At 70.5% G+C, this 24,654-nt stretch carries 16 protein-coding genes; 12 read left to right on the top strand and 4 right to left on the bottom strand.

From position 1 onward, the window contains the following. Window positions 1-21 precede the first annotated feature (21 nt). Window positions 22-483: a VOC family protein gene (locus tag ACWGIH_RS04365; RefSeq protein ID WP_453442996.1), complete on the bottom strand. Its 462-nt coding sequence runs from the start codon at window positions 481-483 to the stop codon at window positions 22-24. A gap of 92 nt (window positions 484-575) precedes the next feature. Between ACWGIH_RS04365 and ACWGIH_RS04360 the strand changes: the two genes are divergently transcribed. Continuing rightward, window positions 576-1,574: a helix-turn-helix transcriptional regulator gene (locus ACWGIH_RS04360; protein WP_453442994.1), complete on the top strand. Its 999-nt coding sequence runs from the start codon at window positions 576-578 to the stop codon at window positions 1,572-1,574. 191 nt (window positions 1,575-1,765) lie between these two features. Continuing rightward, window positions 1,766-2,833, top strand: coding sequence for a S1 family peptidase (locus ACWGIH_RS04355; RefSeq protein ID WP_453442992.1), 1,068 nt, complete (start codon window positions 1,766-1,768; stop codon window positions 2,831-2,833). A gap of 99 nt (window positions 2,834-2,932) precedes the next feature. Here ACWGIH_RS04355 and ACWGIH_RS04350 read toward each other — a convergent pair whose 3' ends face one another. Further along, entirely contained in the window at window positions 2,933-4,057 is a 1,125-nt protein-coding gene (locus tag ACWGIH_RS04350; protein ID WP_453442991.1) for an agmatine deiminase family protein, read from the bottom strand. A 132-nt stretch (window positions 4,058-4,189) separates the two neighbouring features. Here ACWGIH_RS04350 and ACWGIH_RS04345 point away from each other — a divergent pair, with 132 nt between their 5' ends. Then, on the top strand, window positions 4,190-4,771 hold the full coding sequence (locus ACWGIH_RS04345; protein WP_453442989.1) for a TetR/AcrR family transcriptional regulator: 582 nt from the start codon (window positions 4,190-4,192) through the stop codon (window positions 4,769-4,771). Between the two features lie 62 nt (window positions 4,772-4,833). Here the strand turns inward: ACWGIH_RS04345 and ACWGIH_RS04340 are convergent, their stop codons facing one another. Then, complete coding sequence (locus ACWGIH_RS04340) at window positions 4,834-5,394, bottom strand: DinB family protein (RefSeq protein WP_453442987.1); 561 nt, start codon at window positions 5,392-5,394, stop codon at window positions 4,834-4,836. A gap of 222 nt (window positions 5,395-5,616) precedes the next feature. Here ACWGIH_RS04340 and ACWGIH_RS04335 point away from each other — a divergent pair, with 222 nt between their 5' ends. The 5 genes from ACWGIH_RS04335 (at window position 5,617) to ACWGIH_RS04315 (ending at window position 14,830) form a co-directional block, all read left to right on the top strand. Beyond that, window positions 5,617-6,795: a serine hydrolase domain-containing protein gene (locus ACWGIH_RS04335; protein WP_453442985.1), complete on the top strand. Its 1,179-nt coding sequence runs from the start codon at window positions 5,617-5,619 to the stop codon at window positions 6,793-6,795. Between the two features lie 255 nt (window positions 6,796-7,050). Continuing rightward, complete coding sequence (locus ACWGIH_RS04330) at window positions 7,051-10,332, top strand: family 78 glycoside hydrolase catalytic domain (RefSeq protein ID WP_453442983.1); 3,282 nt, start codon at window positions 7,051-7,053, stop codon at window positions 10,330-10,332. 439 nt (window positions 10,333-10,771) lie between these two features. Then, the gene (locus ACWGIH_RS04325) at window positions 10,772-12,277 is read left to right on the top strand and encodes a hypothetical protein (protein ID WP_453442982.1); all 1,506 of its coding nucleotides are present in this window, start codon (window positions 10,772-10,774) and stop codon (window positions 12,275-12,277) included. A gap of 147 nt (window positions 12,278-12,424) precedes the next feature. Continuing rightward, on the top strand, window positions 12,425-13,843 hold the full coding sequence (locus ACWGIH_RS04320; protein ID WP_453442980.1) for an NAD-dependent succinate-semialdehyde dehydrogenase: 1,419 nt from the start codon (window positions 12,425-12,427) through the stop codon (window positions 13,841-13,843). Between the two features lie 159 nt (window positions 13,844-14,002). Beyond that, entirely contained in the window at window positions 14,003-14,830 is an 828-nt protein-coding gene (locus ACWGIH_RS04315; RefSeq protein WP_453442978.1) for an aldo/keto reductase, read from the top strand. 13 nt (window positions 14,831-14,843) lie between these two features. Here the strand turns inward: ACWGIH_RS04315 and ACWGIH_RS04310 are convergent, their stop codons facing one another. After that, window positions 14,844-17,288: a SpoIIE family protein phosphatase gene (locus ACWGIH_RS04310; protein WP_453442976.1), complete on the bottom strand. Its 2,445-nt coding sequence runs from the start codon at window positions 17,286-17,288 to the stop codon at window positions 14,844-14,846. Between the two features lie 223 nt (window positions 17,289-17,511). Between ACWGIH_RS04310 and ACWGIH_RS04305 the strand changes: the two genes are divergently transcribed. The 4 genes from ACWGIH_RS04305 (at window position 17,512) to xdhB (ending at window position 24,654) form a co-directional block, all read left to right on the top strand. After that, window positions 17,512-18,390, top strand: a complete 879-nt coding sequence (locus ACWGIH_RS04305; protein ID WP_453442974.1) for a carbon-nitrogen hydrolase family protein — start codon at window positions 17,512-17,514, stop codon at window positions 18,388-18,390. A gap of 123 nt (window positions 18,391-18,513) precedes the next feature. After that, a complete protein-coding gene (locus ACWGIH_RS04300; protein ID WP_453442973.1) occupies window positions 18,514-20,136 on the top strand; it encodes a class I adenylate-forming enzyme family protein in 1,623 nt (540 codons plus the stop codon). A 562-nt stretch (window positions 20,137-20,698) separates the two neighbouring features. Then, a complete protein-coding gene (locus tag ACWGIH_RS04295) occupies window positions 20,699-22,243 on the top strand; it encodes a xanthine dehydrogenase small subunit (protein WP_453442971.1) in 1,545 nt (514 codons plus the stop codon). Next, window positions 22,240-24,654, top strand: coding sequence for a xanthine dehydrogenase molybdopterin binding subunit (gene xdhB, locus ACWGIH_RS04290; RefSeq protein ID WP_453442969.1), 2,415 nt, complete (start codon window positions 22,240-22,242; stop codon window positions 24,652-24,654). The genes ACWGIH_RS04295 and xdhB overlap by 4 nt, the downstream gene beginning before the upstream one ends.

Below are 24,654 nucleotides of genomic sequence, written 5' to 3'. Positions count from 1 at the left end.
CACACACCGTGACGCCGGGGCTCAGTCCAGGCAGAACTCATTGCCCTCGGGGTCGGTCATCACCAGGTAACCGGCGCTCATCGGGGGAGCGGGCTCGTCGCGACGCACCCGCTTCGCCCCCAGCGCGACAAGACGGTCGCACTCGGTCTCGAGCGCCGCCATGCGCTCCTCGCCCTCGAGGCCGGGGGCCGCACGGACGTCGAGGTGGACGCGGTTCTTGGCGACCTTGTCCTCGGGGACCTGCTGGAAGAACACCCGCGGCCCGTCCCCTTCCGGGTCCTCGATGGCCGACTTCGTGTTGCGCTGATCCTCCGGTACGCCGATCCGTGCGAGGAACTCGTCCCACGCCGCGAGCGCGTCGGCGCCCTCGGGCAGGTCGACCCCGGGCGGGCCGGGGTGGACGTAGCCCAGCGCGTCGCGCCAGAAGGAGGACAGGGCCCGCGGGTCGTGGGCGTCGAAGGTGATCTGGATGTGGCGGCTCATCGGACTGCTCCGTTCGTGGCGGGACTCATGACAGTCACCCTGTCAGGGATGGCGGACAGGATCGGTCCGCCATCCCTGACAGGGTGACCCTCATGGACGAGGCACTCGACGACGAACTGGGTACGACCGAGCGCGTACTCACCCTGCTCGGTCTGCTGCAGCAACGCCAGGTATGGACCGGACCCGAGCTCGCCGAGCGCCTCGGGGTCACGACGCGCACCGTGCGGCGCGATGTGGAGCGACTGCGCACGCTCGGCTACCCGGTGTACGCGGGCCAGGGCGTCGGTGGCGGATACCGGCTCGGCCCGGGGCGGGAACTGCCGCCGCTGCTTCTCGACGACCAGGAGGCGATCGCCACCGCGGTCTCCCTGCTCGCGGGGGCGGGCGGTGCGGTCGCCGGGGCCGGTGACGCCGCGCTGCGGGCCTTGTCGAAGCTCGACCAGGTGCTGCCCGCGCGGCTGCGGCACGAGGTGCGCGCGCTCTCCGACTCGGTGGAGTTCTTCGGGGGCGGCCGCGCGCCGGTCGATCCCGGGGTGCTCATGACGCTGGCCAGGGCGTGCCGCGACGAGGTCGAGGCCGGTTTCGACTACCCGTCCAAGGGCCGGGTGAGACGGCGGCGGGTCGAGCCCTATCGCCTGGTCGCCTCCGACCGGCGCTGGTATCTCCTCGCCTATGACCTCGACCGCGACGACTGGCGCAGCTTCCGCGTCGACCGGATGACGGACGCGTCCGCGCGCACCTTCCGCTTCAGCCCGCGCGAGGCGCCCGACGCCGCGGCGTACGTGCAAGAGGGAGTGGCCAGCCGGGTCTATACCCATCAGGCGCGCTTCCTCGTGCACGCGCCGGCCGAGACGGTGCGCGCGCAGATTCCGGCGTCGGCGGCGGTCGTACGGCCGCGGGGGAGCGGGCGCTGCGAGGTGCTCAGCGGTGCCGAGCGCCTCGACGCCGTGCTCATGCATGTCCTCCTGCTGGGGCACGACTTCGAGGTGCTCGATCCACCGGAGCTCGGCGAACGCTGTCGCGCGCTGGCGGAGAGACTCCTCTCGGCCGGCTCAACGGCCCCGCCGTCGCCGGACGTCGAGATGCCCTGAGCCGTGAGCCTCCCGGCAAACACGACTTCCGTTCGATGAACGCAACTCTCGTCGCACCCGTATCTAGGACCGGACATGTCCCCGGCTCCGGCCGGTGAGCGTATTCGGAATCCCCCACAGGAGGCGACGAGTTGAGGCACAAGCGAATACCCAAGCGAAAGGCCGTGCTGGCAGGGGCTGCGGCATTGGGCATGGTCGCGACGGCCGTCCTGCTGCAGCAGGCCAACGCCTCGCAGTCCGGGTCGGAGACCGATCCAGGGGCCGCTGCCAAGAGGCTCAGCGCGGCATCGGCGACGAAGCTGGTCGAGCCGTTGGCCTCGCAGCTGGGTGACGCCTACGCCGGGGCGTACTACGACGAGGAGAAGCAGCAGCTCGTCGTCAACGTCGTGGGCAACAACAACGAGGTCGACGTGCGGGTGAAGAGGGCTGGAGCGGTGGCGCGCAACGTCGACAACAGCTCCGGTGAACTGGGCTCGGCCACCAAGACGCTGGCCAGTCGGGCCACCATGTCCGGCACCGCGTGGGCCACCGACCCCAGGACCAACCAGATCGTCGTCACGGCCGACCGCACCGTCACCGGGGAACGCTGGGACAAGCTCGAGGCGACCGTCGACTCACTCGGCTCGGGCATGGCCCGCATCCAGAAGTCCGCCGGGGAGTTCAAGACCTTCGCCGCGGGCGGCGACGCCATCTTCGGAGGTGGCGCACGCTGCTCGCTCGGCTTCAACGTGACGACCGAGGACGGCAGTCCCGGCTTCCTCACGGCCGGGCACTGCGGGGTGGCCGCCGAAAGCTGGTCCGACGCCCAGGACGGTGCGGCCATCGGAACCGTCCAGGCCGCCACCTTCCCCGGAGACGGCGACTTCGCGCTGGTCACGTACGACGACCCGGCGACCGAGGCACCGAGCACGGTCGACACCGGCGACGGCCAGACCACGGAGATCGTGCAGGCAGCCGAGGCGGCGGTCGGGCAGGAGGTGTCCCGCATGGGCAGCACCACCGGCCTCCAGTCCGGCGCGGTCACGGGCCTCAACGCCACGGTGAACTATCCGGAGGGCACCGTCAGCGGGCTCATCCAGACCGACGTCTGCGCCGAACCCGGGGACAGCGGGGGCTCGTTGTTCACCGCCGACGGCAGCGCGATCGGCCTCACCTCGGGCGGCAGCGGCGACTGCACCGCGGGCGGCGAGACCTTCTTCCAGCCCGTGACCACCGCGCTGGCGGCGGTCGGTGCCGAGATCGGCGCGGGTGGCAACTGAGGGACGTACGGGCCCTGATGGAGGGGCCCATGACTGTCGCGGCGCCGATCGCCTCCGGGCGTGAGGCGTCGCGACGAACGCGGACGGGAGCGGCGCCCTTCAGTCGACCGGCTTGCCGGGCTGATCGTGGGTGGAGCAGTGGATGCCGCCCCCGCCGGAGGCGATGGTGTCGATCCGGACGGGCACCACGTCGCGCTTGGGGAAGTGCTCGCGCAGGATGCCCCGCGCGTTCTTGTCGGCCTTCCGGTCTCCGAACTCGGGCAGGAACACCGCGTCGTTGGCGACGTAGAAGTTGGCGTACGTCGAGACGAAGTCGTCTCCCTCACCCCTGATCCTGTCCGGATCGGGCTGCGGCAGATCGATGACCTCGAAGGGCCGGCCCCTGGCGTCCGTGGCCTCGTTCAGCACGGCCTTCGCCTGGTCGGCCGCCCGCGACCAGGAGTCGGCGGGCATGCCGGGGAGAGCGCGGTCGAGAAGCACCACACCGGGCGCGGTGAACCGCACGAGGCTGTCCACGTGTGCGTCGGTGATGTCCTCGCCGCGCACGCCGGCCAGCCAGATCACCTTCTTGATGCCCAGCGTCCGCTTGAGCTCGGACTCGATCTGGTCCCGGCTCTTTCCCCGGTTGCGGTTGTCGTTGACGATCGAGCTCTCGGTGATGAGGAGAGTGCCCTCGCCGTCGGTCTCCAAGGAACCGCCCTCGGCGACCAGCGGAGCCTTCCTGCGCGGGATGTCGTACTCCGGCAGGAGGGTGCGGCCCACGCGGGCGTCGTTCGTGTGCTCCTGCTTGTTTCCCCACCCGTTGAAGTTGAGGTCGACGCCGATCACATCACCGTCCTGCTCCACGAACACGGGCACCGTGTCACGTGCCCACAGGTCGTCGACGGCCAGGGGAATGACCTCGACGTCGCGCCCGCAGGCCCTCTGGGCGGCTTTCCGCTGCCCGGGCCCGGCCAGCATCACGACGTACTCGTACTCCGCGATGGCACGGGCGACACGCGCGATGTCCTCGCGAACGTAAGGGAGGTCCTCACCCCACACCGACTCCAGGGCGGGCCACGCCATGAACGTGCGCGCGTGACTCTCCCACTCGGCACCCATGCGCACCCCCTTGCCCGCCGTGGCCTGGGCGTCTGGTCCGCACGCGGAGGCCCCGAGGGCGGCGGTGCCGATTCCGGCGAGCGCCCGGAGGGCTGTGCGGCGGGCGGGGAAGAGGGGGGACACGGTGCGCTCCGGACGTTGCGGGGGGTCACACGGCTGACAATTCTCGACTCTGACACAGACTGAAAATTCAGTCAAACAACGGAGCGCATCCCCGGGCGCCGTGTCCGCAAGGGCCCGATAGGGTTCGGATCCATGGCGTCTCGCACCACTCAGATCCTCGAAGCGGCCGCACGGCTCATCGCCCGTCGCGGCGTCCGCGGCCTGCGCGTCGAAGAACTCGCAGCCGAGGCGGGGGTGTCGACCGGGTTGATCTACTACCACTTCAAGGACCGCACCGGGATCCTGCGCCACACGCTGGAGTTCATCAACGACCGCGCCGAGCGCTACACCACCGAGCGCGCGACGGACGCCGAACCGCTGTCCCCCCGCGCGGAACTGGACGCGTCCCTCCTGCTGGAACTGCAGGACACCCAGGTGGTCAGGGAGAACAGCGCCGCGTGGGGCGAGCTGCGGGCGAGCGCCGTCTTCGACGAGGTGCTGCGGGAGGACCTCGCCAGGGCGACCCTGGTGTGGGTGCAGGAGGTGGCAGCACTCCTCGGCCAGGTTCAGCCGACAGCCCCGGCGCCCGCCCTGGCCGCGGCGGCGGAGCGGCTCACCGCCTTGCTCGAAGGGCTCAGCATGCGCTGGCTCAGCGGCGGGCTGCGCATCGAGCACGCGCGTGACCTGATGCGCGGCGCCGTCGACGCCGAGCTGGCGCTGCTGCAGGAGAAATAGCGGCACCGACAGAGATTCTCGCCACTGAAAATTACGTCAGCCGCGCCTTCGTCGGCCCGCCCTCACGCCATGCTCTGCGCACCGTCCAGGGACTCGCGGATGATGTCGGCGTGGCCCGAGTGCTGAGCTGTCTCCGTGACGATGTGCATCAGGGCCTGCCGGGCCGACCATTGCGCGGTCTCCTGGAACCACGGAGCCTTCGGAAGCGGCCACGAGACGTCCAAGTCGGGCAGGGTGGCGACCACTTCGTCGGTCCGGCGGGCCACCTCGGCGTAGTCGGCCAGTACGCCTGCCAGCGTCTCGCCGGGCAGCAGTCGGAAGTCGTCCGTGTGGGCGGCCCAGTCGGCCTCGGTCATGGCCATGAAGTCCGGCATCGACGACGGGCCCTCCAGAATGAAGCCGGTCCAGGACTTCTCCACCGCGGTGACGTGCTTGATCAGGCCGCCGACGCACAGCTCACTGGCGGTCGTCCGCTGCCCGGCCTGCTCGTCGGTGAGGTCACGTGCGGTGAAGCGCAGGAAGTGGCGGTGCTTGGCGAGGGTCTCCAGCCACTCGGCGCGCTCGCCGGTGACGGCCGGGGCCTTCGTCTGGTCGGGGGTGCTGGTCGCTTCGTTCACGGTCATGGTGATGCGCCTTCCGGTGTTCCTGCCTGTCCAGCCGGTCGAGGAACACGTTAGGAGGCATCTAGGCCAGGCACTGTCCTAGATGACGTGCTGCCCTGAAGATCCTGGGGATATCCCTACCCGAGCCGGGCGGCCAGCAGGATCGTGCCGGGCCGCCGCCTGCGGAAATGCTGGGACCGGCAAATGCCGCTGGTTTCCCCATGAATCCGTAGGAGTTGGCGCGTGCGTGAGCAGGTATGGCAGAGGTCCCGTTCTTCCCGGCGGCAGAAAGGTCCGCGCGGAGCCCTCCCGGTCGCGGTCGCCGTGGTCGTCGGTGTCATGACGGCGGGCGCCCTTGCGCCACCCGCCGTATCCGCCGCCAGGCCGGACGCCGTGGACACCGTCCAACAGGGGTTGGACAGGCTGGTGCGCTCCGACGGGCTGCCCGCCGCGCTGGCCAGTGTGCGAAGCCGCGAGGACCACACCCGGAACTACACCGCGGGGGTCGGTGACGTGGCCACCGGCTCGAAGGTGCCGAGGGACGGCCGGGTGCGGATCGGCAGCAACACCAAGGCCTTCACCGCGGTGGTCGTGCTGCAACTGGTCGGCGAGGGGAAGATCGGCCTCGACACCCCGGTGGACACCTATCTGCCGGGCCTCGTCCGCGGGGAGGGCATCGACGGCGGCCGCATCACCGTCCGCCATCTCCTGCAGCAGACCAGCGGTCTTCCCAACTACAGCAACTACCTGGGGGAGGACGTCCGGTACTTCGCACCGCGTGAACTCCTCGACATCGCACTGAGGCACAAGGCCGACTTCGAGCCAGGGGAGAAGTGGGCGTACAGCAACACGAATTACGTGGTGGCCGGCCTGCTCGTCGAGAAGATCACCGGACACTCCCTCGCCGAGGAGATGGACCGGCGCGTCATCAAGCGCATCGGGTTGCGCCACACCTACTTCCCCGCCCCCGGTGACGCGAGCATCCGAGGCCCCCATCCCCACGGCTACTACCGGGAATCGCCCGACGCGCCACTACGGGACATCACCGAGATCGACCCCTCCTGGGGGTGGGCCGCGGGGCAGTTGATCTCCACCAACTCCGACCTCAACCGCTTCTACTCCGCACTTCTGGGCGGCCACCTCCTGCCACCGGCCCAGCTTGCCCAGATGCGCGGCTCCACCCGTCCCGCCGAAGCGACCTTCGGCCCGGGAGCCCGCTACGGCCTGGGCCTTGTGAGCAAGCCACTCCCTTGCGGCGACGGCCTCTACTGGGGTCATGGTGGCAGCTTCCCCGGCTATGAGACCCGAGGCGGAGCCACCGACGACGGCCGCGCGGTCAACGTCGCGGTGACCATGCAACTGGATGACGCGGCGGGCAGAGAGCGCGTCGACAAGGTTGTGGACGCGGCTCTGTGCCGGTGAACCCGGCTATGTATGTGTGACAGGCGACTTGACGTCACGTCAGTGGGTGACGTGGCGTCCCTGCCCGCGCGCGCTGCCCCTGCCGCCGCCCGCCGGGCCCCGCTCGGCGTGAACCGGGCGGGGCTTTCGCGCGATCGCCCGCTTCTGCACACCTCTTGAGTTGCCCACAGTGCTCGACCTAGGCTTGCCGGGCTCTGAATGAAACGTTTCATTCGGTATATCGGGCACTCGGATTCATCATCCAAGGGACGTGTGATGAGCGAAGAGCGAGAGACGACACGCGGCAGTGCGTGGAACCGGCGGGCCTTTCTGCGGACCTCAGCGGTCGGTGCCGGAGTGGGTGTCATCGGGCTGGGCCAGGGCCTGGACACCGCCGCCGCGGATGAGCGCGGGGGTCAGGGAGAGGGGGCGGGGGCGCTGAGAGTCGAGCGCACGACGGTCGAGTACGCGACGTCCCTCCTCGGTACGGACGTCGCCGAGCCGCGGCTGAGTTGGGAACTCTCGGCGCCCGGCCAGGGCGCCCGGCAGAGCGCGTATCAGATCCGGGTCTCGCTCGGCACGGGTGGGAAAGGCGCCGGGTTGGTATGGGATTCCGGGCGCGTCGCCTCTTCTCGGACCCTCGGAGTCCCGTACGGCGGGCCCTCGTTGAAGCCGCGTACGCGCTATCACTGGCAGGTGCGGGTCTGGGACGCCGACGGCCGGGCTTCCGCATGGAGCACCTCGCGCTGGTGGGAGACCGCGCTGGCGAAGGACGCCTGGCGGGGGCACTGGATCGGCGCGGACGCGGCGCCGAAACCGCCGGGCTTCGAAGGGGCCTCATGGATCTGGTCGCCCGGTTCCACCGTGGAGGACGCGCCGGCGGGGGCGAGGTGGTTCCGAGGCGTTCTGGAGCTGCCCGAGGGAAGCGATGCCTCCGCGGCCCGGGTCGTGGCCACCGCCGACGACGACTTCACCCTCTATGTGGATGGAGAGGAGGTCCTGCACGCCCCGGAGCAGACGGACGGCTGGCGGACCGCGCGGCTGGCCGACGTGACCGAGCGCGTGCGAGCCGCGGGCCGGCGTGTGGTGGTCGCCGCCCGAGCGACGAACCGCGGCAGCGCCTCGGTCAACCCCGGCGGCCTGCTCGTCCGGCTGCTGGTGCAATCCGGCGGCGGCTCCCACGAGTTGGTGACCGGGGCGGGGTGGAGGTGCGCCGAGTCGGAGCAGGAGGGCTGGCAGGAGGCCGACTTCGACGACAGCGGCTGGCCCGAGGCGAAGGTGCTCGCGCCGTACGGTGAAGGCCCCTGGGGCAGCGACGCACAGGTTCCGGCGACCGAGCAGCCCGCGCCGCTGCTGCGCCGCGAGTTCACCGTCCGCAAGCCCGTGAGCCGCGCCCGCCTCTACATCAGCGGGCTGGCCTACTACGAGGCGCACCTCAACGGCCGACGGGTCGGCCGACAGGTCCTCGACCCGGGGTTCACGGACTACGAGGAGACGGTGTTCTACGCCGTGCACGACGTGACGGACCAGATCCGTCGGGGCTCCAATGCCATCGGTGTCACGCTCGGCCGTGGCTTCTACGGCATGACGACGCCCAATGTGTGGAACTGGCACAAGCCGCCGTGGCACGGTGAGCCCCAACTCCTCGGCCAGCTGGAGATCGACCACCCGGACGGCTCCCGCACCACCGTCGCCACGGACGGCTCATGGCGGATCACGGAGGGCCCGACCCGCACCAACTCCCTCTACGCGGGGGAGACGTATGACGCCCGCGAGCATCCCGGCAAGTGGACCGAGCCGGGGTTCGACGACGGGCGCTGGCAGCGGTCCGTACGCCGTGATCCCCCGAAGGGCGAGCTGCGGGCGCAGCCCCACGACGCGATCGAGGTCATCGACACCGTGCGTCCTGTGGCGGTGAAGGCGCACGGAGAGGACTGGATCGTCGACATGGGACGCACCATGGCGGGGTGGACGCGCCTGCGCGTGCGCGCCGATGCGGGCACTCTCGTGCGGCTCGCGCACGGCGAGAAGCTCAAGGACGACGGAAGCGTGCACGCCGAGACGGGACATGTGCCCGGCCGGTTCCAGACCGACGAGTACATCTGTGCGGGCGGCGGTGCCGACGAGGTGTGGGAGCCCCGCTTCTCGTACAAGGGCTTCCGCTATGTGCAGATCAGCGGGCTGCCGGGCAAACCCGACCTGGACGACGTGCTCGGCCGGCTGGTGCACACGCCCGTCGACGACACCGGCACCTTCACCTGCTCCGAGCCGTTCTACGAGCGGCTCGAGAAGGCCATGCGGCGCACGATCCAGAACAACCTGCACGGCATCCCCACGGACACGCCGATGTACGAGAAGAACGGCTGGACCGGCGACGCGCAGGTGGGCGCGCCCGTCATGATGTACGCACTCGGCATGCACCGGTTCCTGGGCAAGTGGCTCGGCGACCTGCGGGACAGCCAGAACAAGGACGGCCAGTTGCCGGTGATCGTGCCGAGCGGAGGCTGGGGGTACGGGGACCTCGGCCCGTCGCCGGAGTGGACCACGGTCTACCCGTTCCTCGTGCGCGAGATGTACCGCGTCTACGGCGACGAGCGTGTCATCGAGCAGCATCTGCCCACCCTGGTCCGGTACTTGGAATGGGAGACCGGTCGGCTGAAGGACGGTCTGGCGGTCACGGCCCTCGGTGACTATCTCTCCCCCGGTTACGGGGGCAACCCGCCCGAGGACACCCGGCTCACCGCGACGGCGTATCTGCACCGGGCGCTCACCGACACCGCGGAGATGGCGCGCGTAGCGGGTGACAACGATGTCCGACGGCGCTTCCTCGATACCGCCGACGAACTGAGGAAGAACCTCAACGCGACGTTCCTTGCCCCCGAGGGCCACTACCGCACGGCCAAGGACCCCGAATACCGGCAGACCAACAACTGCGTCCCGCTGGCCTTCGGCCTGGTCCCGCCCGGCGCGCGGGCGAGCGTCACCGCTTCGCTCCTCGACGACATCGAGAAACGGGGCAACCACCTCAACACGGGCTGCCTCGGCACGAGCGTGCTGCTCCGCTGCCTCAGCGCGCAGGGCCACTCCGACGTGGCCCACGCCATCGCCACCCAGCGCACGTACCCGAGTTGGGGCCACTGGCTCGACAACGGCGCGGACACGATGTGGGAGATGTGGCCGCTCGACTCGCGCTCGCGCGACCACTACTTCCAGGGCACCGTGGTGCAGTGGCTGTACGAGAACGTGGCGGGGCTGCGTCCCGGCGACGAGGGGTACCGCACCTTCACCGTGCGGCCCGACGCGCGTACGGGAGTCACCTGGGCGCGCACCGAGTTGCACACCGTGCGCGGACCGGCGGAGGTGTCCTGGTCCCGCGTCGACGCGACCGTACGCCTCACGGTGCGGGTCCCGGTAGGCGCGACGGCCGAGGTCCACGTACCCGCCGCATCGCGCAAGGCGGCACAGGCACCCCGGGGCACTGAGTACGTGCGCACGGAACCGGGCTACGTGGTGTACCGCGCGCCGCACGGGACGTGGGGGTTCAGCGGGCGCCCCTGACGCTCCCGGACGTTTGTTCCCCCGCCTCGGTGTTCGGCGCCGAGGCGGGGGCTTTCCGGTGCCGTCGTGCTCCGCGAGCGAGCCCGGACCAGATCTGTCGCGTGAGTCGTGCGGGCAGCAGACGGGTCGTCAGGTGAGCCCGTCGTGCAGGTAGTCGGCGGCACGGACAGCGCGGCCACACCCGGAAGGATCAGCGCGGCCCCCATATGGAGGGGGCCTTCCTGATCGCCGCGCTTCCCCTCGATGAAGCCCCTCACCTCTGTCCCCCCGTGCGCGTGCGGCCCCAGCATCCCGCATCGGCGAGCAAGCCACCGGAGCTTCGCGCTGCGCTCCTCAGTAAGTCGGGTTAGTTTGTGCACGTTTTTCCGACTAATGCCTTTCGTGCTGCCTGCTGTGGGCCGAAAGGGGAGCCCTGCTGCGTGTAGGGGGAAGGCAGGCGATGGTCAAGACCTTGAGTGCCCCGCTCGTCGGAGTGCGGAGCCACGCCCCGACGCCGGTCGTCCGCACGCCACGACGCACCGCAGGTCACGGATGGCTTGCTGCCGTGGCGGTGGGTTTCACGCTGGCCCAATTGGCCCTCGTACGGCCCGGCATGGGGCTCGGCTGGGACGAGGCGGTGTACGTCAGCCAGGTCAGCGGTCACGCTCCGGCGGCGTTCTTCAGTGCGCCACGCTCCCGCGGGATCTCCCTGCTGGCCGCGCCGATCGCCTCCTGGTCGTCGTCCACCTCACTCCTGCGGGTATACATGGCCCTGCTGTCCGGCCTCGGCCTCTTCCTGGCGCTGCGCGTCTGGCGCGGGCTCTTCCCGCAGCGGGTGGTGGTCCTGGCCGGTGTCCTGTTCGCGACGCTCTGGGTGACCGTCTTCTACGGCCCCGAGGTCATGCCCAACTACTGGGTCGCGATCGGCGCCCTGGCCGTCGTCGGCTGCTTCCTGCGGGCCCAGGCCGACCGTCATGACCGGGCCGCGCTGTGGGCGGCGGGCGCCGGCGCGGCGCTGCTGGCCTGGATGCGGCCCACCGACGCCGTCTGGGTGGTCCTCCCGCTGTTCGTGCTGCTGGTGTGCGTACGCCGGTGGCGGCGGCCGCGGCTCCTGGCGGCGCTCGTCGTGGGGCTGGGGTCGGGAGCCGTCGGCTGGGTGGTCGAGGCGTACGCCGGCTTCGGCGGTCTTGGCGCGCGCCTGGCCGACGCCTCCCGGATCCAGGGTGGCCTCGGCTGGAACATCGCCGTCCTGGACCAGCTGCGCGGACTGGGCGGTCAGACCCTGTGCCGCCCGTGCGACAGCCCGCTTCCGGCCCCGGAGCTGATCGCGTGGTGGTTCGCCCTGCCGATGCTGGCCGCGCTGGGCCTCGCCGTCGCGGTCAGGGGGCGGCGCACCGCGCGCACGCTGCTGCCGCTGGCCTGCGCCACGACGGCGGGCATCCCGTACCTCTTCATGATCGGGTACGCCGCGCCGCGCTTCCTGCTGCCGTTCTACGCACTGCTCGCCATCCCGGTCGCCGACGCCCTCGTCCACCTGGTCACCGGCGTGCGCCGGACGTGGCGGCCGGTGGCGGTGACGTTGGCGGCGCTGGCCTTCGCCGGGCATCTGGCCATGCAGTACGTGGTCCTCGAGGACACCGTGGCCCGGTCGACCGCCGGTCGCCAGGAGTGGGCCCGCACGGCGGCCGAGCTGCACCGGCTCGGCGTACGGCCGCCCTGCGTGCTGAACGGTCACGAAGCTCTCCCGGTGGGCTTCTACGCCGGGTGCTCGTCCGCCCAGACCCAGGGGCACAACGCGAGCATCACGCAGGCGGACCTCCTCCGGACGGCGCAACGGACGCCGACGGCCACGCTTGTCCCGGAGAAGGAGGGCCCGCCGGGCTACGCGCGCGACTGGCCCTCCCACCGGTTCGGTGATCTGCGCATTCATCTGGGTCCCGCCGTACGGGCGGACACGCAGGGATGACGCGGGCCGGGAGACCGTCTTCCACCGTGGGCATACGCGCCCTTTTTGGCATATGAGCTGTTTGCGTCTTGCGGTGACGGGTACCCCGGGATGGGGCCGGAACGCAACGCTCCGCCCCATGTCCTCACTCGTCGCTCTGGAGAGTCCATGTCGGATCAGCGCAAAACGTCGTTCGCGACCGTGAGCCCGTACACGGGGGAGACCCTCGTGGAGTTCGCGGCCATCGAGGGCGAAGAAGTCGATGCAACGCTGGAGACCGCGGGCCACGCGTTCGACGCATGGCGCGAGCGCCCGATCGCGGAGCGCGCGGCCGTCGTCGCACGCGCGGCCGAGCTGATGAAGGAACGCAAGGAAGAGCTGGCCCAGCTCATCACCCTGGAGATGGGCAAGCTCATCTCCGAGGCGCGCGGCGAGGTCGACCTCGCCGCGTCGATTCTGGAGTACTACGCGCGGCGCGGTCCGGACTTCGCCGCCGCGGAGCCGCTGGACTTCGAGGGCGAGGGAGAGGCCTACCTCGTCAGCGAGCCCCTCGGTGTGCTCCTCGGCGTCATGCCGTGGAACTTCCCGCTCTACCAGGTGGTCCGTTTCGCGGGCCCCAACCTGGTGCTCGGCAACACCGTGCTGGTCAAGCACGCCGGCATCTGCCCGCAGTCCGCGCTCGCCCTGGAGACGCTCTTCCGCGACGCGCAGGCCCCGGAGGGTGTCTACACGAACCTCTTCGTGAGCCACGAGGAGATCTCCCGCATCATCGACAGCCCGGTGGTCCGCGGAGCCTCCCTGACCGGCAGCGAGGGAGCGGGGGCCAAGGTCGCCGAACGGGCCGGGCGGAACATGAAACCCAGCCTGCTGGAGCTCGGCGGCAGCGACGTCTTCATCGTCCTGGACGCCGAGAACCTCGAGCGCACGATCGGGGCGGCGGTGGCGGGCCGCATGGCGAACACCGGTCAGAGCTGCGTCGCCTCGAAGCGTTTCATCGTCGTCGAGGACGCGTACGACGACTTCGTCGAGGGGATGCGCCGCAAGTTCGAGGAGCTGCGCCCGGGTGACCCCGCGGACGAGTCGACCACCCTGGGCCCGCTCTCGTCCGAGCAGGCGGCCTCGGACCTGGCCGACCAGATCCGCGAGACGGTGGAGCAAGGCGCGGAACTCGTCACCGGCGGTCACCGGATCGACCGTCCGGGTGCCTTCGTCGAACCGACGGTCATCACCGGCGTCAAGCCGGGCATGCGCGCCTATGCCGAGGAGCTCTTCGGGCCTGCCGCGGTCATCTACCGCGTCGCCGACGAGGACGAGGCGATCGCCCTCGCCAACGACAGCCAGTACGGCCTCGGCGGATCCGTGTTCTGCGCGGACGTGGAGCGGGGCCGCCGGGTGGCGGAGCGCGTGGAGACCGGCATGGTCTGGGTGAACCACCCGACCTCGACCCAGCCCGACCTGCCGTTCGGTGGGATCAAGCGCTCGGGCTACGGGCGAGAGCTCTCGGAGCTCGGCATGCGGGAATTCGTGAACCGCAAGCTCGTCCGGATCCTGCCGCCCGACGCGGAGCTGCACGGCATCGCCGGCTGAGTGATCCGCCCCCGTACCGCCCCCACTGTCCGCACCGCTCTTCACAGCGGGACAAAAGCTGACCAGACATGTGTTTTGCGGCCGAGCGAACGGCAAGCCGTTCTGACAGACAGCCCATGGCGTCCTCCGCCCGCGAAACCAGCAAAGCAAGGAGCCACCGTGACCGCAGTACCCGCCATCACCCTCAACAACGCCGTGCAGATCCCCCAGCTCGGCTTCGGCACCTTCCAGATCGAGCCGGAGGAGACCCGGGAGACGACGCTGGCCGCGCTGGAGGCCGGCTACCGCCACATCGACACGGCACAGATGTACGGCAACGAGAAGGAGGTCGGCCAGGCGGTCCGTGACTCCGGCATCGACCGCGCCGACATCTTCGTCACCAGCAAGCTCAACAACGGCGCCCACGCGCACGACGACGCGCTCAAGGCGTTCGACCGGACGATGGACGATCTGGGCCTCGACTACCTGGACCTCTTCCTCATCCACTGGCCGCTGCCCGGCGAGGGCGACTTCGTGGAGACCTGGAAGGCCCTGGAGGAGATCTACCGCTCGGGACGTTCCAAGGCCATCGGGGTCTCCAACTTCCAGCCCCACCACCTGCGTCGGCTCCTTGAGAGCAGCGACGTGGTCCCCGCGGTCAACCAGATCGAGGTGCACCCCTACCTCACCCAGGACGACGTCAGGGCCTTCGGCGCCGAGCACGACATCGCCACCGAGGCCTGGTCGCCCATCGCGCAGGGCAAGGTCCTCGACGACCCGACGATCAACCGCATCGCGCAGCGCGTGGGCAAGACGCCCGCCCAGGTGACCCTGCGCTGGCACATCCAGCGCGGAGACATCGTCTTCCCCAAGTCGGCGACCCAGAAGCGCATCGAGGAGAACTTCGACCTCTTCGACTTCGAGCTCAGCCCGGGTGACATCGGTGAGATCTCCGCACTGAACCGCGACGAGCGGACCGGCCCAGACCCGGACCGCTTCAACGGCTGAGGGTGGGCCGGACTCACACCGTCGTGGGGAAGGCCTGTTCCGTCCAGATGGTCTTGCCGGAGCGGGTGTAGCGCGTCCCCCATCTCTGGACGAGCTGCGCGACGATGAACAGGCCGCGCCCGCCCTCGTCCTCCTCGCCGCTGTGGCGCAGGTGCGGTGAGGTGTGGCCCCGGTCCGCGACCTCGCACAGAAGCGTGCGGTCACGGATGAGCCGTACCTGGATCGGGCCTTCGGCGTACCTGACCGCGTTGGTGACCAGCTCGCTGACGACGAGCTCGGTCGCGAACGCCAGTTCCTCAAGGCCCCATTGGTGCAGTTGCTCGGTCGCAAGATCCCGGGCCTGCCCCGCGGCGACAGGCTCGGGCGGCAGCTCCCATTCGGTGACCTGCGCGGTGTCGAGTTCGCGCGTACGGACGAGCAGCAGCGCGGTGTCGTCGGCCGTCGAGCCGCTCGGCAGGAGCTCCGCCACGGCCCGGTCGCACAGGGCCTCGAGTGACGCGTGCCGGTCGCTGAGCACCTGGGCCAGGGTGTCGAGTCCGTGATCGATGTCGCGGTCGCGCGCCTCGACCAGGCCGTCGGTGAACAGAGCGAGGAGGCTGCCCACCGGCAGTTCGATCTCCGCCGACTCGAACGGCAGACCGCCGAGGCCGAGCGGCGGGCCGGCCGGCAGGTCGGGGAAGGTCGGCGCGCCCTCCGGGGTGACCACGGCCGGCGGCAGGTGCCCCGCCCTGGCCATGACACAGCGCCGCGACACCGGGTCGTACACCGCGTACAGACAGGTCGCCCCGGTGGTCACATCGGCATACGTCGCGTCGGGCGCGCCCAGCTCGCTGCGCTGCTCCTCCGCGGACTGGGCCACCAGATCGTCGAGGCGCGACAACAGCTCGACGGGATCCATGTCCATCTGGGCGAACGCGCGTACGGTCGTCCGGAGCCGGCCCATGGTGGCGGCTGCCTGCAGGCCGTGCCCCACCACGTCCCCGACCACGAGTCCGACGCGGGTGCCGGAGAGCGGGATGACGTCGAACCAGTCGCCGCCGACGCCGGTGACGTCGTCCGTGGGCAGATAGCGGTGCGCGACCTCGACCGCCGACTGCTCCGGCACGTGCCGCGGCAGCAGCTGGCGCTGCAGGGCCAGCGACGCGGTGCGCTCACGGGTGAACCGGCGGGCGTTGTCGATGGACACCGCCGTACGGGCGACCAGCTCGTCCGCCAGGGCCACCTCACCGCTGTCGAAGGTGGCCGATCCGGTGTCGCGGACGAAGGTGACGAGCCCCAGCGTGCTGTTCCCGGCCCGCAGCGGCACGACCAGGGCCGCGTCGTCGAGCACGAGCCCGCCCGAGGAGAGGCTGCGGTGCTGCGGCGAACCGGGTGGGTACTCCACCGGCGGGTGGCTGTCGGGGGCAGCACCGCGCCCGCGATCAGCGGGACCGCGGCTACTGGGCCCGCAGTGCGAAGGATGGCCTCCCGGCTCCAGCCGTCGGGCTTCCTCGGCCGAGCAGCGGGCGACCCGCACCAGGGATGACGCCGCCTCGCTGAGGGTGGCGGGGACCTCGCCCTCGAGGACCGCCCGGGCGAGGTCGACCGTCACCGTGGTGGCGAACTCCGGTACCGCCACCTCGGTGATCTTCTCGGCGGTGACCCGCACATCGAGGGCGGTCCCGATCCCGCGGCCCGCCTCGACGAGCAGGGCCAGACGCCGCTGGGCCTTGTAGCGGTCGGAGATGTCGAAGGCGTCCTCGCACACCCCGATGACCCGGCCGTCGGCGTCCTGCAGCCGGTAGTAGGCACATGACCAGAGGTGGTCCGTTTCCGGGTCGCTGGGCGGCCTGCCCTTGAAGTGCAGGTCCAGAAACGGCTCACCGGTCTCCAGGACGTGCCGCATGACCGCTTCGAGAGTCGGCGGATGCCCCTTGCTCACGAATTCTCCGCCGGAGTACAGCTGATCGGCCCGCAGGCCCCGGAACTCGGCGAACGGTCGCCCTATCTCCCGCTCGTACGCCGCGTTGCACCAGGTCAGGCGCTGGTCGGTGTCGTAGATGCCCAGACCGACGGGTGACTGGGTGGCGAGGCCCTGCAGCAGGGCGAGGCGGGATTCCCACTGCCGCAGATCCTGCAGCTCCGTCGCGACGAGGACGCGCGCGGCCGGGCCCGCGCCCGGCAGGGGGCACACCGCGGTGGCGACGACCAGGTCACGTCCGTCCTGATGCCGGGCGACGTGGAGCTCGTTACCCCGGAAGTCGGCAGGAAGAGGCAGGAAAGAGGGCGTCGGGCCGGGCGACAGGAACGTGGTCAGGGGCCTGCCGACGATCTCCTGCGGCGGGTATCCGAGGAGCCGCTCCGCCGCCGGGCTCCAGCCGATGACCGCGTCCTGGGCATCGAGGACCACCGTGGCCGCCCTGGTGACGTCGAGGGGACCACGAAATTCAGCACCCTGCTCCTCGTTCCATGCCTTCATGGCGCCACATCAGCCCCGTTCATCCCCTACAGAATCCGCTGTCCCCGGGACGGGCACAACTGCGGTGCACCCGCTCGGCGAAACCGTGAGGTCCGCGTACCCGCAGGTTTGTCCTGTGGTTCGCACAGGAGATGGGGATCTTGTCCCTCCGGCAGCCGGGTGATTACCTGCTGCACGTCCCCCTCGCCCGGACGCCCCCGAACGCGGAAGGTGCCCACTTCCCATGCCCACCCCACTGCCGATCGGCCTGGTGCAGGCGGCCGCCCTCCATCACGCCGACGACAGCCTCGACGCGTTCGCGGACCAGCTGCGCCGCCTCGCCCGCGCCTACCCCGCGGTGCGGTTGTTCGCGTTCCCGGAGCTGCATGTGTGCGGCCACCGTCCGGAGGAGGACCCCGAGCGGGTCATGACCGCGGCCGCCCAGGACATCGACGGCCCCAGGGGCGAAACGCTGGCCGGGCTGGCCCGCGAACTCGGACTGTGGCTCATCCCCGGAAGTGTGTACGAACGCGCTGCCGACGGCCAGATCTACAACACGGCGCCCGTGTACTCGCCCGAGGGGCGGCGCGTCGCCGAGTACCGCAAGGTCTTCCCCTGGCTTCCCCACGAGACGACGGCGGCGGGCGGCAGCTTCATCGTCTTCGACCTGGCGGGCCACGGACGGGTCGGTCTGTCGATCTGTTACGACGCGTGGTTCCCGGAGGTCACCCGCCACCTGGCATGGCAGGGCGCCGACCTCGTGGTGAACCTGGTGCGCACACCGACCGTGGACCGCGCCCAGGAACTCGTCCTCGCCCGCGCCAACGCGATCGTCAACCAGGTGTTCCTCGCCAGCGTGAACGCGGCGCCCCCGGACGGCATCGGCCGCAGCGTCGTCGTGGACCCCGAGGGCCGGGTACGTGCCGAGTCGGGCCCCGAACCGGAGATCGTCGTGACGGACATCCTCGACCTGGCCGAGGCCCGCCGGGTCCGCGCGCACGGCACGGCGGGCCTCGCCCGAGTGTGGGACCCGTTCGCCGACGACCGCCCGCCCCTCGAACTCCCGTTGTACGCGGGCCGGATCGACCCGCCGCGCTGGCGCGAGGGGCCGCGGGAGACCTGATCGGACGGGTCCTGGGCCAAAGGCACACACCCCTCCGGCCCGGGGCATGTTACTCCGCGGTCCGATGGCCGAATCGACCCCCTGTGAGAGCACGGCACCTAAGCGACATGTTTGCATGTGTCCATGATCATTAACGCACAGCAAACATCCGGGCCGCAGACGTACGTGGACCGCATCCTGGAGCAGTGGCACACGGACGAGCACGCCGAGGCGCTGGTTCAGGGTGCCGAGCGACTGACTCGGGCGGACGCTCGGCGGCGGCTGTTCCGGTTGGGGCACGCGCTGCGCCGGCAGGGGCTCGCGCCCGGCGACGGAGTGGGGCTGTTCCTGGCCAACCGTGTGGACTCCGTCCTGGTCCAGCTAGCGGTCCATCTCATCGGCTGCCGCGTCGTGTTCCTGCCGCCCGAACCCGGGCCCGGGGAGCTCGCCGCGCTGGTCGAGCAGTCCCGGGCGCGCGCCGTGGTCACCGACCCGCTCTTCGCCCGGCGGGCCGCCGACGCGGCGGACCGCAGCGTCCACGCCCCCGTGCTGCTCAGCCTCGGGCCCTGCGAACAGCGCTGCACGGACCTGCTGGCCGTGGCGGCCGCATGCCCCGCGGAGCGTCCCGACGGGGTGCCCGCCCCGGGACCCGACGAAGCGGTCACCGTCCTCTACACCGGCGGCACCCTGGGCCGCCCCAAGCTCGCCGCGCACAGTCACCGTCTGTATGACGCACTGGTCGACCTGGCGGAGGGCCGCCAGGAGTCGAGCCCCGCGGTCTTCCCGACCGCGAACCCGGGTACGGACAGGGTGCTCGCCTCCACGCTGCTCACCCACGGCAGCGGCCACCTCACCTCGGTACAGGCCCTGGTGACGGGCGCCGCCCTCGTCGTACTGCCCGAGTTCGAAGCGAGCGCGGCTCTGACGGTGCTGCGCGAGGAGCGCATCACCGCCACCATGTTCGTGCCGCCGATGCTGTACGCGCTGCTCGACCACCCGGAGTGCGTGCCGGGCACCCTCCCCGCGCTGCGACGGATCGTCGTGGGCGGCGCGGCCTCGTCGCCCAGCCGTCTGCAGCAGGCCGTCGAGGTCTTCGGCCCGGTCCTCAGCCAGGGCTACGGACAGTCGGAGGCGCTCGGCATCGCCGCGTTCGGCGCGGACGACCTCGCCTCGGAGGGGGCTCGCCGGCCCGAGCTCTGGCGCAGCTGCGGTCGCGCGATATCCGACACCGAGATCGAGATCCGTGGTGAGGACAGCGCGGCCGCACTGCCCGCCAGGCAGGTCGGCGAGGTGTGCGTCCGGGGCGAGACGGTGATGCTCGGCTACTACGAGGACCCGGAGCGCACCGCGCAGGCGCTGCACGACGGTTGGCTGCGCACGGGGGACCTGGGCTATCTCGACGCCGACGGCTACCTCTATCTCGTCGACCGGGCCAAGGACATCATCGTCACCGGCAGCACCAGCGACAACGTCTACTCCCGGGTCCTCGAGGACTTCCTGCTCACGCTGCCCGGGGTGCGCAACGCGGCGGCCCTCGGCGTTCCTGACGAGGAGTTCGGGGAGGCCGTACAGATCTTCCTGGCCACGGCGGAGGGCGCCGACGTCGACCCGGAGACGGTCGGCGCGGCGGTCACCGCCGAGCTGGGGGAGCTCTACACGCCCCGCGGGACCGTCCTCCTGGACCAGTTGCCGACGACCAAGGTCGGCAAGGTGGACAAGAAGGCGCTGCGCGCCGCGTGGACGGGCGAGGCCCTGGCCACCACGTAGGCGCCGCGGTCGACGAAGGAGCGGTTCGCCCGCCGGGAGAGGTCCACCCCGCGGGCGATTTGCCACACCGCCCCCGAAGGTGTCGCGGGTGCCGCGCAACCCCTCGCCGAGCACGTGGCCTGCGGTGCGGTGCGGTACCCCGACAGACCACCACCCCTTGACCTCGGTGGCTCCAGCCAACTAGTTTGCGGTGGCCATCGACCTGTCACGACTGAAAGGGGGCGACCCAGCGGATGAACACCAGCTCTGATCTCGGTCGCCTCGCCCAGCGCACTGTCTGGGTTCCGGGTCGGATCGCGCACGGCGCCTGAGTACGCCCTTCTGATGTGCCCGTCCGTGGCACCTCGTGCTTGCCGTCCGTAGCGCAGCAGCGCCGGCCATTTCTGGCACCCCTCGCGACACCGGCATCACCTCACCGCCTCACCACCCCACCGCCTTCCGGCACGCCACTGCCGCGTGCTGTCGTGCGCCCCTCTCGCGTGGCGCGTCCGAACACAGAAAGCTGCCTGAAATTGGCGACCATGATGAATCAACCGATCGCGCATCGAAGCGAAGGCCTGTCATGACAACGGCTCGGACCACTCGGACCACTCAGACCCCTCGGATCACCGTCAACGGGAAAGAAGCACCGATCTCCCCGGCTGCGTCCCACACCTCGGCGCTGGACTTCCTGCGCGAGCGTGGTCTGACCGGCGCCAAGGAGGGCTGCGCCGAGGGTGAATGCGGTGCCTGTTCGGTCCTGGTGGCCCGCCCCGGGGTGAACAAGCCGACCGACTGGGTGGCGATCAACGCCTGCCTGATCCCGGCCGCGGCCCTGGACGGGCAGGAGATCGTCACCTCCGAAGGCCTCGCCACCGTCGGTGAGTCCGGCACCGGGCGCACACTGCATCCGGTGCAGGAGGAGATGGCGGTCCGCGGCGGCTCCCAATGCGGTTACTGCACACCGGGGTTCATCTGCAGCATGGCCGCTGAGTACTACCGTCCCGACCGGTGCGCGCACGCGGCTTCCCCCGACGCGGCTGACTCGTCCGACTCGTCCGACGCGGTGAAGAACGACGGCTCGACCAAGGACACCGACGCCGAGCACGGTCCGAACGGCTTCGACCTTCATGCGCTGAGCGGAAACCTGTGCCGCTGCACCGGCTATCGCCCGATCCGCGATGCCGCGTTCGCCGTCGGTACGCCCACCGACGAGGACCTGCTGGCCCAGCGTCGTGAGCAGTCCCCGCCCCCGCCGGCCGCCACCGAATACACGTGTGACGACAAGGCGTTCCTGCGGCCGGGCACTCTGGCAGACGTACTGCGGTTGCTGCGTGAGCGACCCGACGCGGTGGTCGTCGCCGGCTCCACCGACTGGGGTGTGGAGGTCAACATCCGCTCCCGCAGGGCGGATTACGTGGTCGCCGTCGACCGGCTGCCCGAACTGCGGGAGCTGCGCGTCGAATCCGACCACGTCGAGATCGGAGCGGCGCTGACGCTCACCGAGATCGAGCGCCGCCTCGACGGCCGTGTCCCGTTGCTGGGCCAGCTGTTCCCGCAGTTCGCCTCCAGGCTCATCCGCAACAGCGCGACCCTCGGCGGCAACCTGGGTACCGGCTCGCCCATCGGTGACAGCCCGCCGGCGCTGCTCGCCCTCGATGCCTCGGTGGTCCTCACCGGCGTCGACGGCGAACGCGAGGTTCCGTTGGCGGACTACTTCACCGGATACCGGCAGAGCGTGCGCCGACTCGGCGAGTTGATCCGTGCGGTGCGTTTTCCCCTGCCACTGTCGCCGGTCGTGGGCTTCCACAAGATCGCCAAGCGGCGATTCGACGACATCTCCAGCGTCGCGGTCGCTTTCGCGCTCGACATCGAGGACGGACTCGTACGCAAGGCGCGCATCGGCCTGGGCGGCGTGGCGGCCACGCCGATCCGCTCCCTCGCCACCGAGGCGGCCCTCCAGGGCAAGCCATGGGCGGCGGAGACCGTCGAGGCCGCCGCCCGGGTGCTGCGGGCGGAGGGCACGCCGATGAACGATCACCGCGCCAGCGCCCTTTACCGTTCCGCGATGCTCGGCCAGAGTCTGCTGAAGCTGTACGCACAAACCACCGAGGGTGTGACGTCATGAGCCATCTGTCCGAGCGCCCCGAGAAGCCCGTCGTCGGCGTCTCCGTGCCGCACGAGAGCGCCGTCCTGCACGTCACCGGCAGCGCGCTCTACACCGACGACCTGATCCATCGCACCAAGGACGTACTGCACGCCCACCCGGTCCAGGCCACGAAGGCCCATGGCAGGATCACCGCACTGCGCACCGAGCCCGCACTCGACGTGCCGGGCGTGGTCCGCGTGCTGACCGCGGCCGACGTGCCCGGCGTCAACGACGCCGGAATGAAGCACGACGAACCGCTCTTCCCCGACGTGGTCATGTTCCATGGGCACGCGGTCGCCTGGGTGCTCGGCGAGACGTTGGAGGCCGCCCGGCTCGGTGCGGCGGCCGTCGAGGTGGAACTCGACGAACAGCCCTCCCTGATCACCCTTCAGGACGCGATCGCGGCCGACAGTTTCCACGGTGCCCGGCCCATGATGCTGGCCGGCGACGTCGAGGCCGGCTTCGCCGACTCCGCGCACGTGTTCACCGGCGAGTTCCAGTTCTCCGACCAGGAACATTTCTACCTGGAGACGCACGCGGCGCTGGCCCACATCGACGAGGCCGAGCAGGTTTTCGTCCAGAGCAGCACCCAGCACCCTTCGGAGACCCAGGAGATCGTCGCGCACGTGCTGGGCCTGCACAGCCACGAAGTGACCGTGCAATGTCTGCGGATGGGCGGCGGCTTCGGCGGCAAGGAGATGCAGCCGCACGGGTTCGCGGCCATCGCCGCACTCGGCGCCAAGCTAACCGGTCGGCCGGTACGGCTGCGGCTCAACCGCACGCAGGATCTGACCATGTCCGGCAAGCGCCACGGGTTCCACGCCCAGTGGAAGATCGGGTTCGACGCCGAGGGCCGCATCCAGGCCCTCGACGCCACCTTGACCGCCGACGGCGGCTGGAGCCTGGACCTGTCCGAGCCGGTGGTGGCCCGTGCGCTGTGCCACATCGACAACACCTACTGGATCCCCAACGCGCGCGTCGCCGGTCGCATCGCCAAGACCAACAAGGCGTCCAACACCGCCTTCCGAGGTTTCGGCGGGCCGCAGGGAATGCTGGTGATCGAGGACATCATGGGCCGGTGCGCGCCGCTGCTCGGCCTCGATCCGACGGAGTTGCGCGAGCGCAACTTCTACCGGCCGGGCCAGTCGACGCCCTACGGACAGCCCGTCACTCAGCCCGAACGGATCTCCGCCGTCTGGGAGCAGGTGAAGCACACCGGTCAACTCGCCGACCGCAGGCGTGAGATCGCCGCTTTCAATGCCGCGCACCCCCACACCAAGCGGGCACTCGCGATCACCGGCGTGAAGTTCGGGATCTCGTTCAACCTCACCGCCTTCAACCAGGGCGGCGCGCTGGTGCTGATCTACAAGGACGGCTCGGTCCTGATCAATCACGGTGGCACCGAGATGGGCCAGGGCCTGCACACCAAGATGCTGCAGGTGGCTGCGACCACCCTGGGCATCCCGCTGCACAAGGTGCGCCTGGCGCCCACCCGAACCGACAAGGTCCCCAACACCTCGGCGACGGCTGCGAGTTCCGGAGCGGACCTCAACGGCGCGGCGGTGAAGAACGCGTGCGCCCAACTGCGCGAACGGCTCCTGCAGGTGGCCGCCACGCAACTGGGTTCGAGCGCCGCGGACGTACGCATCGTCGAAGGCGTCGCCCGCGCTCTCGGCAGCGAGAAGGAGCTGGGCTGGGACGACCTGGTCCGCACCGCGTACTTCCAACGGGTTCAGCTGTCGGCGGCCGGTTTCTACCGCACCGAGGGTCTGCACTGGGACGCGAAGTCGTTCAGCGGCTCCCCGTTCAAGTACTTCGCCATCGGCGCCGCGGCGGCCGAGGTGGAGGTGGACGGCTTCACCGGTGCGTACCGCATCCGACGCGTGGACATCGTGCACGATGTCGGCGACAGCCTGTCCCCGATGATCGACATCGGCCAGGTCGAGGGCGGGTTCGTGCAGGGCGCGGGGTGGCTGACACTCGAGGACCTGCGCTGGGACGCCGGTGACGGACCGAGCCGCGGCCGACTGCTGACCCAGGCCGCCAGCACCTACAAGCTGCCGAGCTTCTCGGAGATGCCCGAGGAGTTCAACGTGTCGCTCCTGGAGAACGCCACCGAAGAGGGCGCGGTGTACGGCTCCAAGGCGGTCGGCGAGCCCCCGCTGATGCTGGCGTTCTGCGTACGGGAAGCCTTGCGGCAGGCTGCGGCCGCGTTCGGGCCGAGCGGGACCAGCGTCGAGTTGGCCTCGCCCGCGACTCCGGAAGCGGTGTACTGGGCGATCGAGGGGGCGCGCCAGGCTCACCGGACTGGTCAGGACGACGCTCCCCGTGAGGCGCTCGCCCACAGCGGCGAGGTTCTGGCGGACGCAAAAACGTTGAGCGGTGCCTGA

This window comes from Streptomyces sp. NPDC054872, from assembly GCF_053610705.1.
This window is presented reverse-complemented; position numbering and strand designations above follow the sequence as displayed.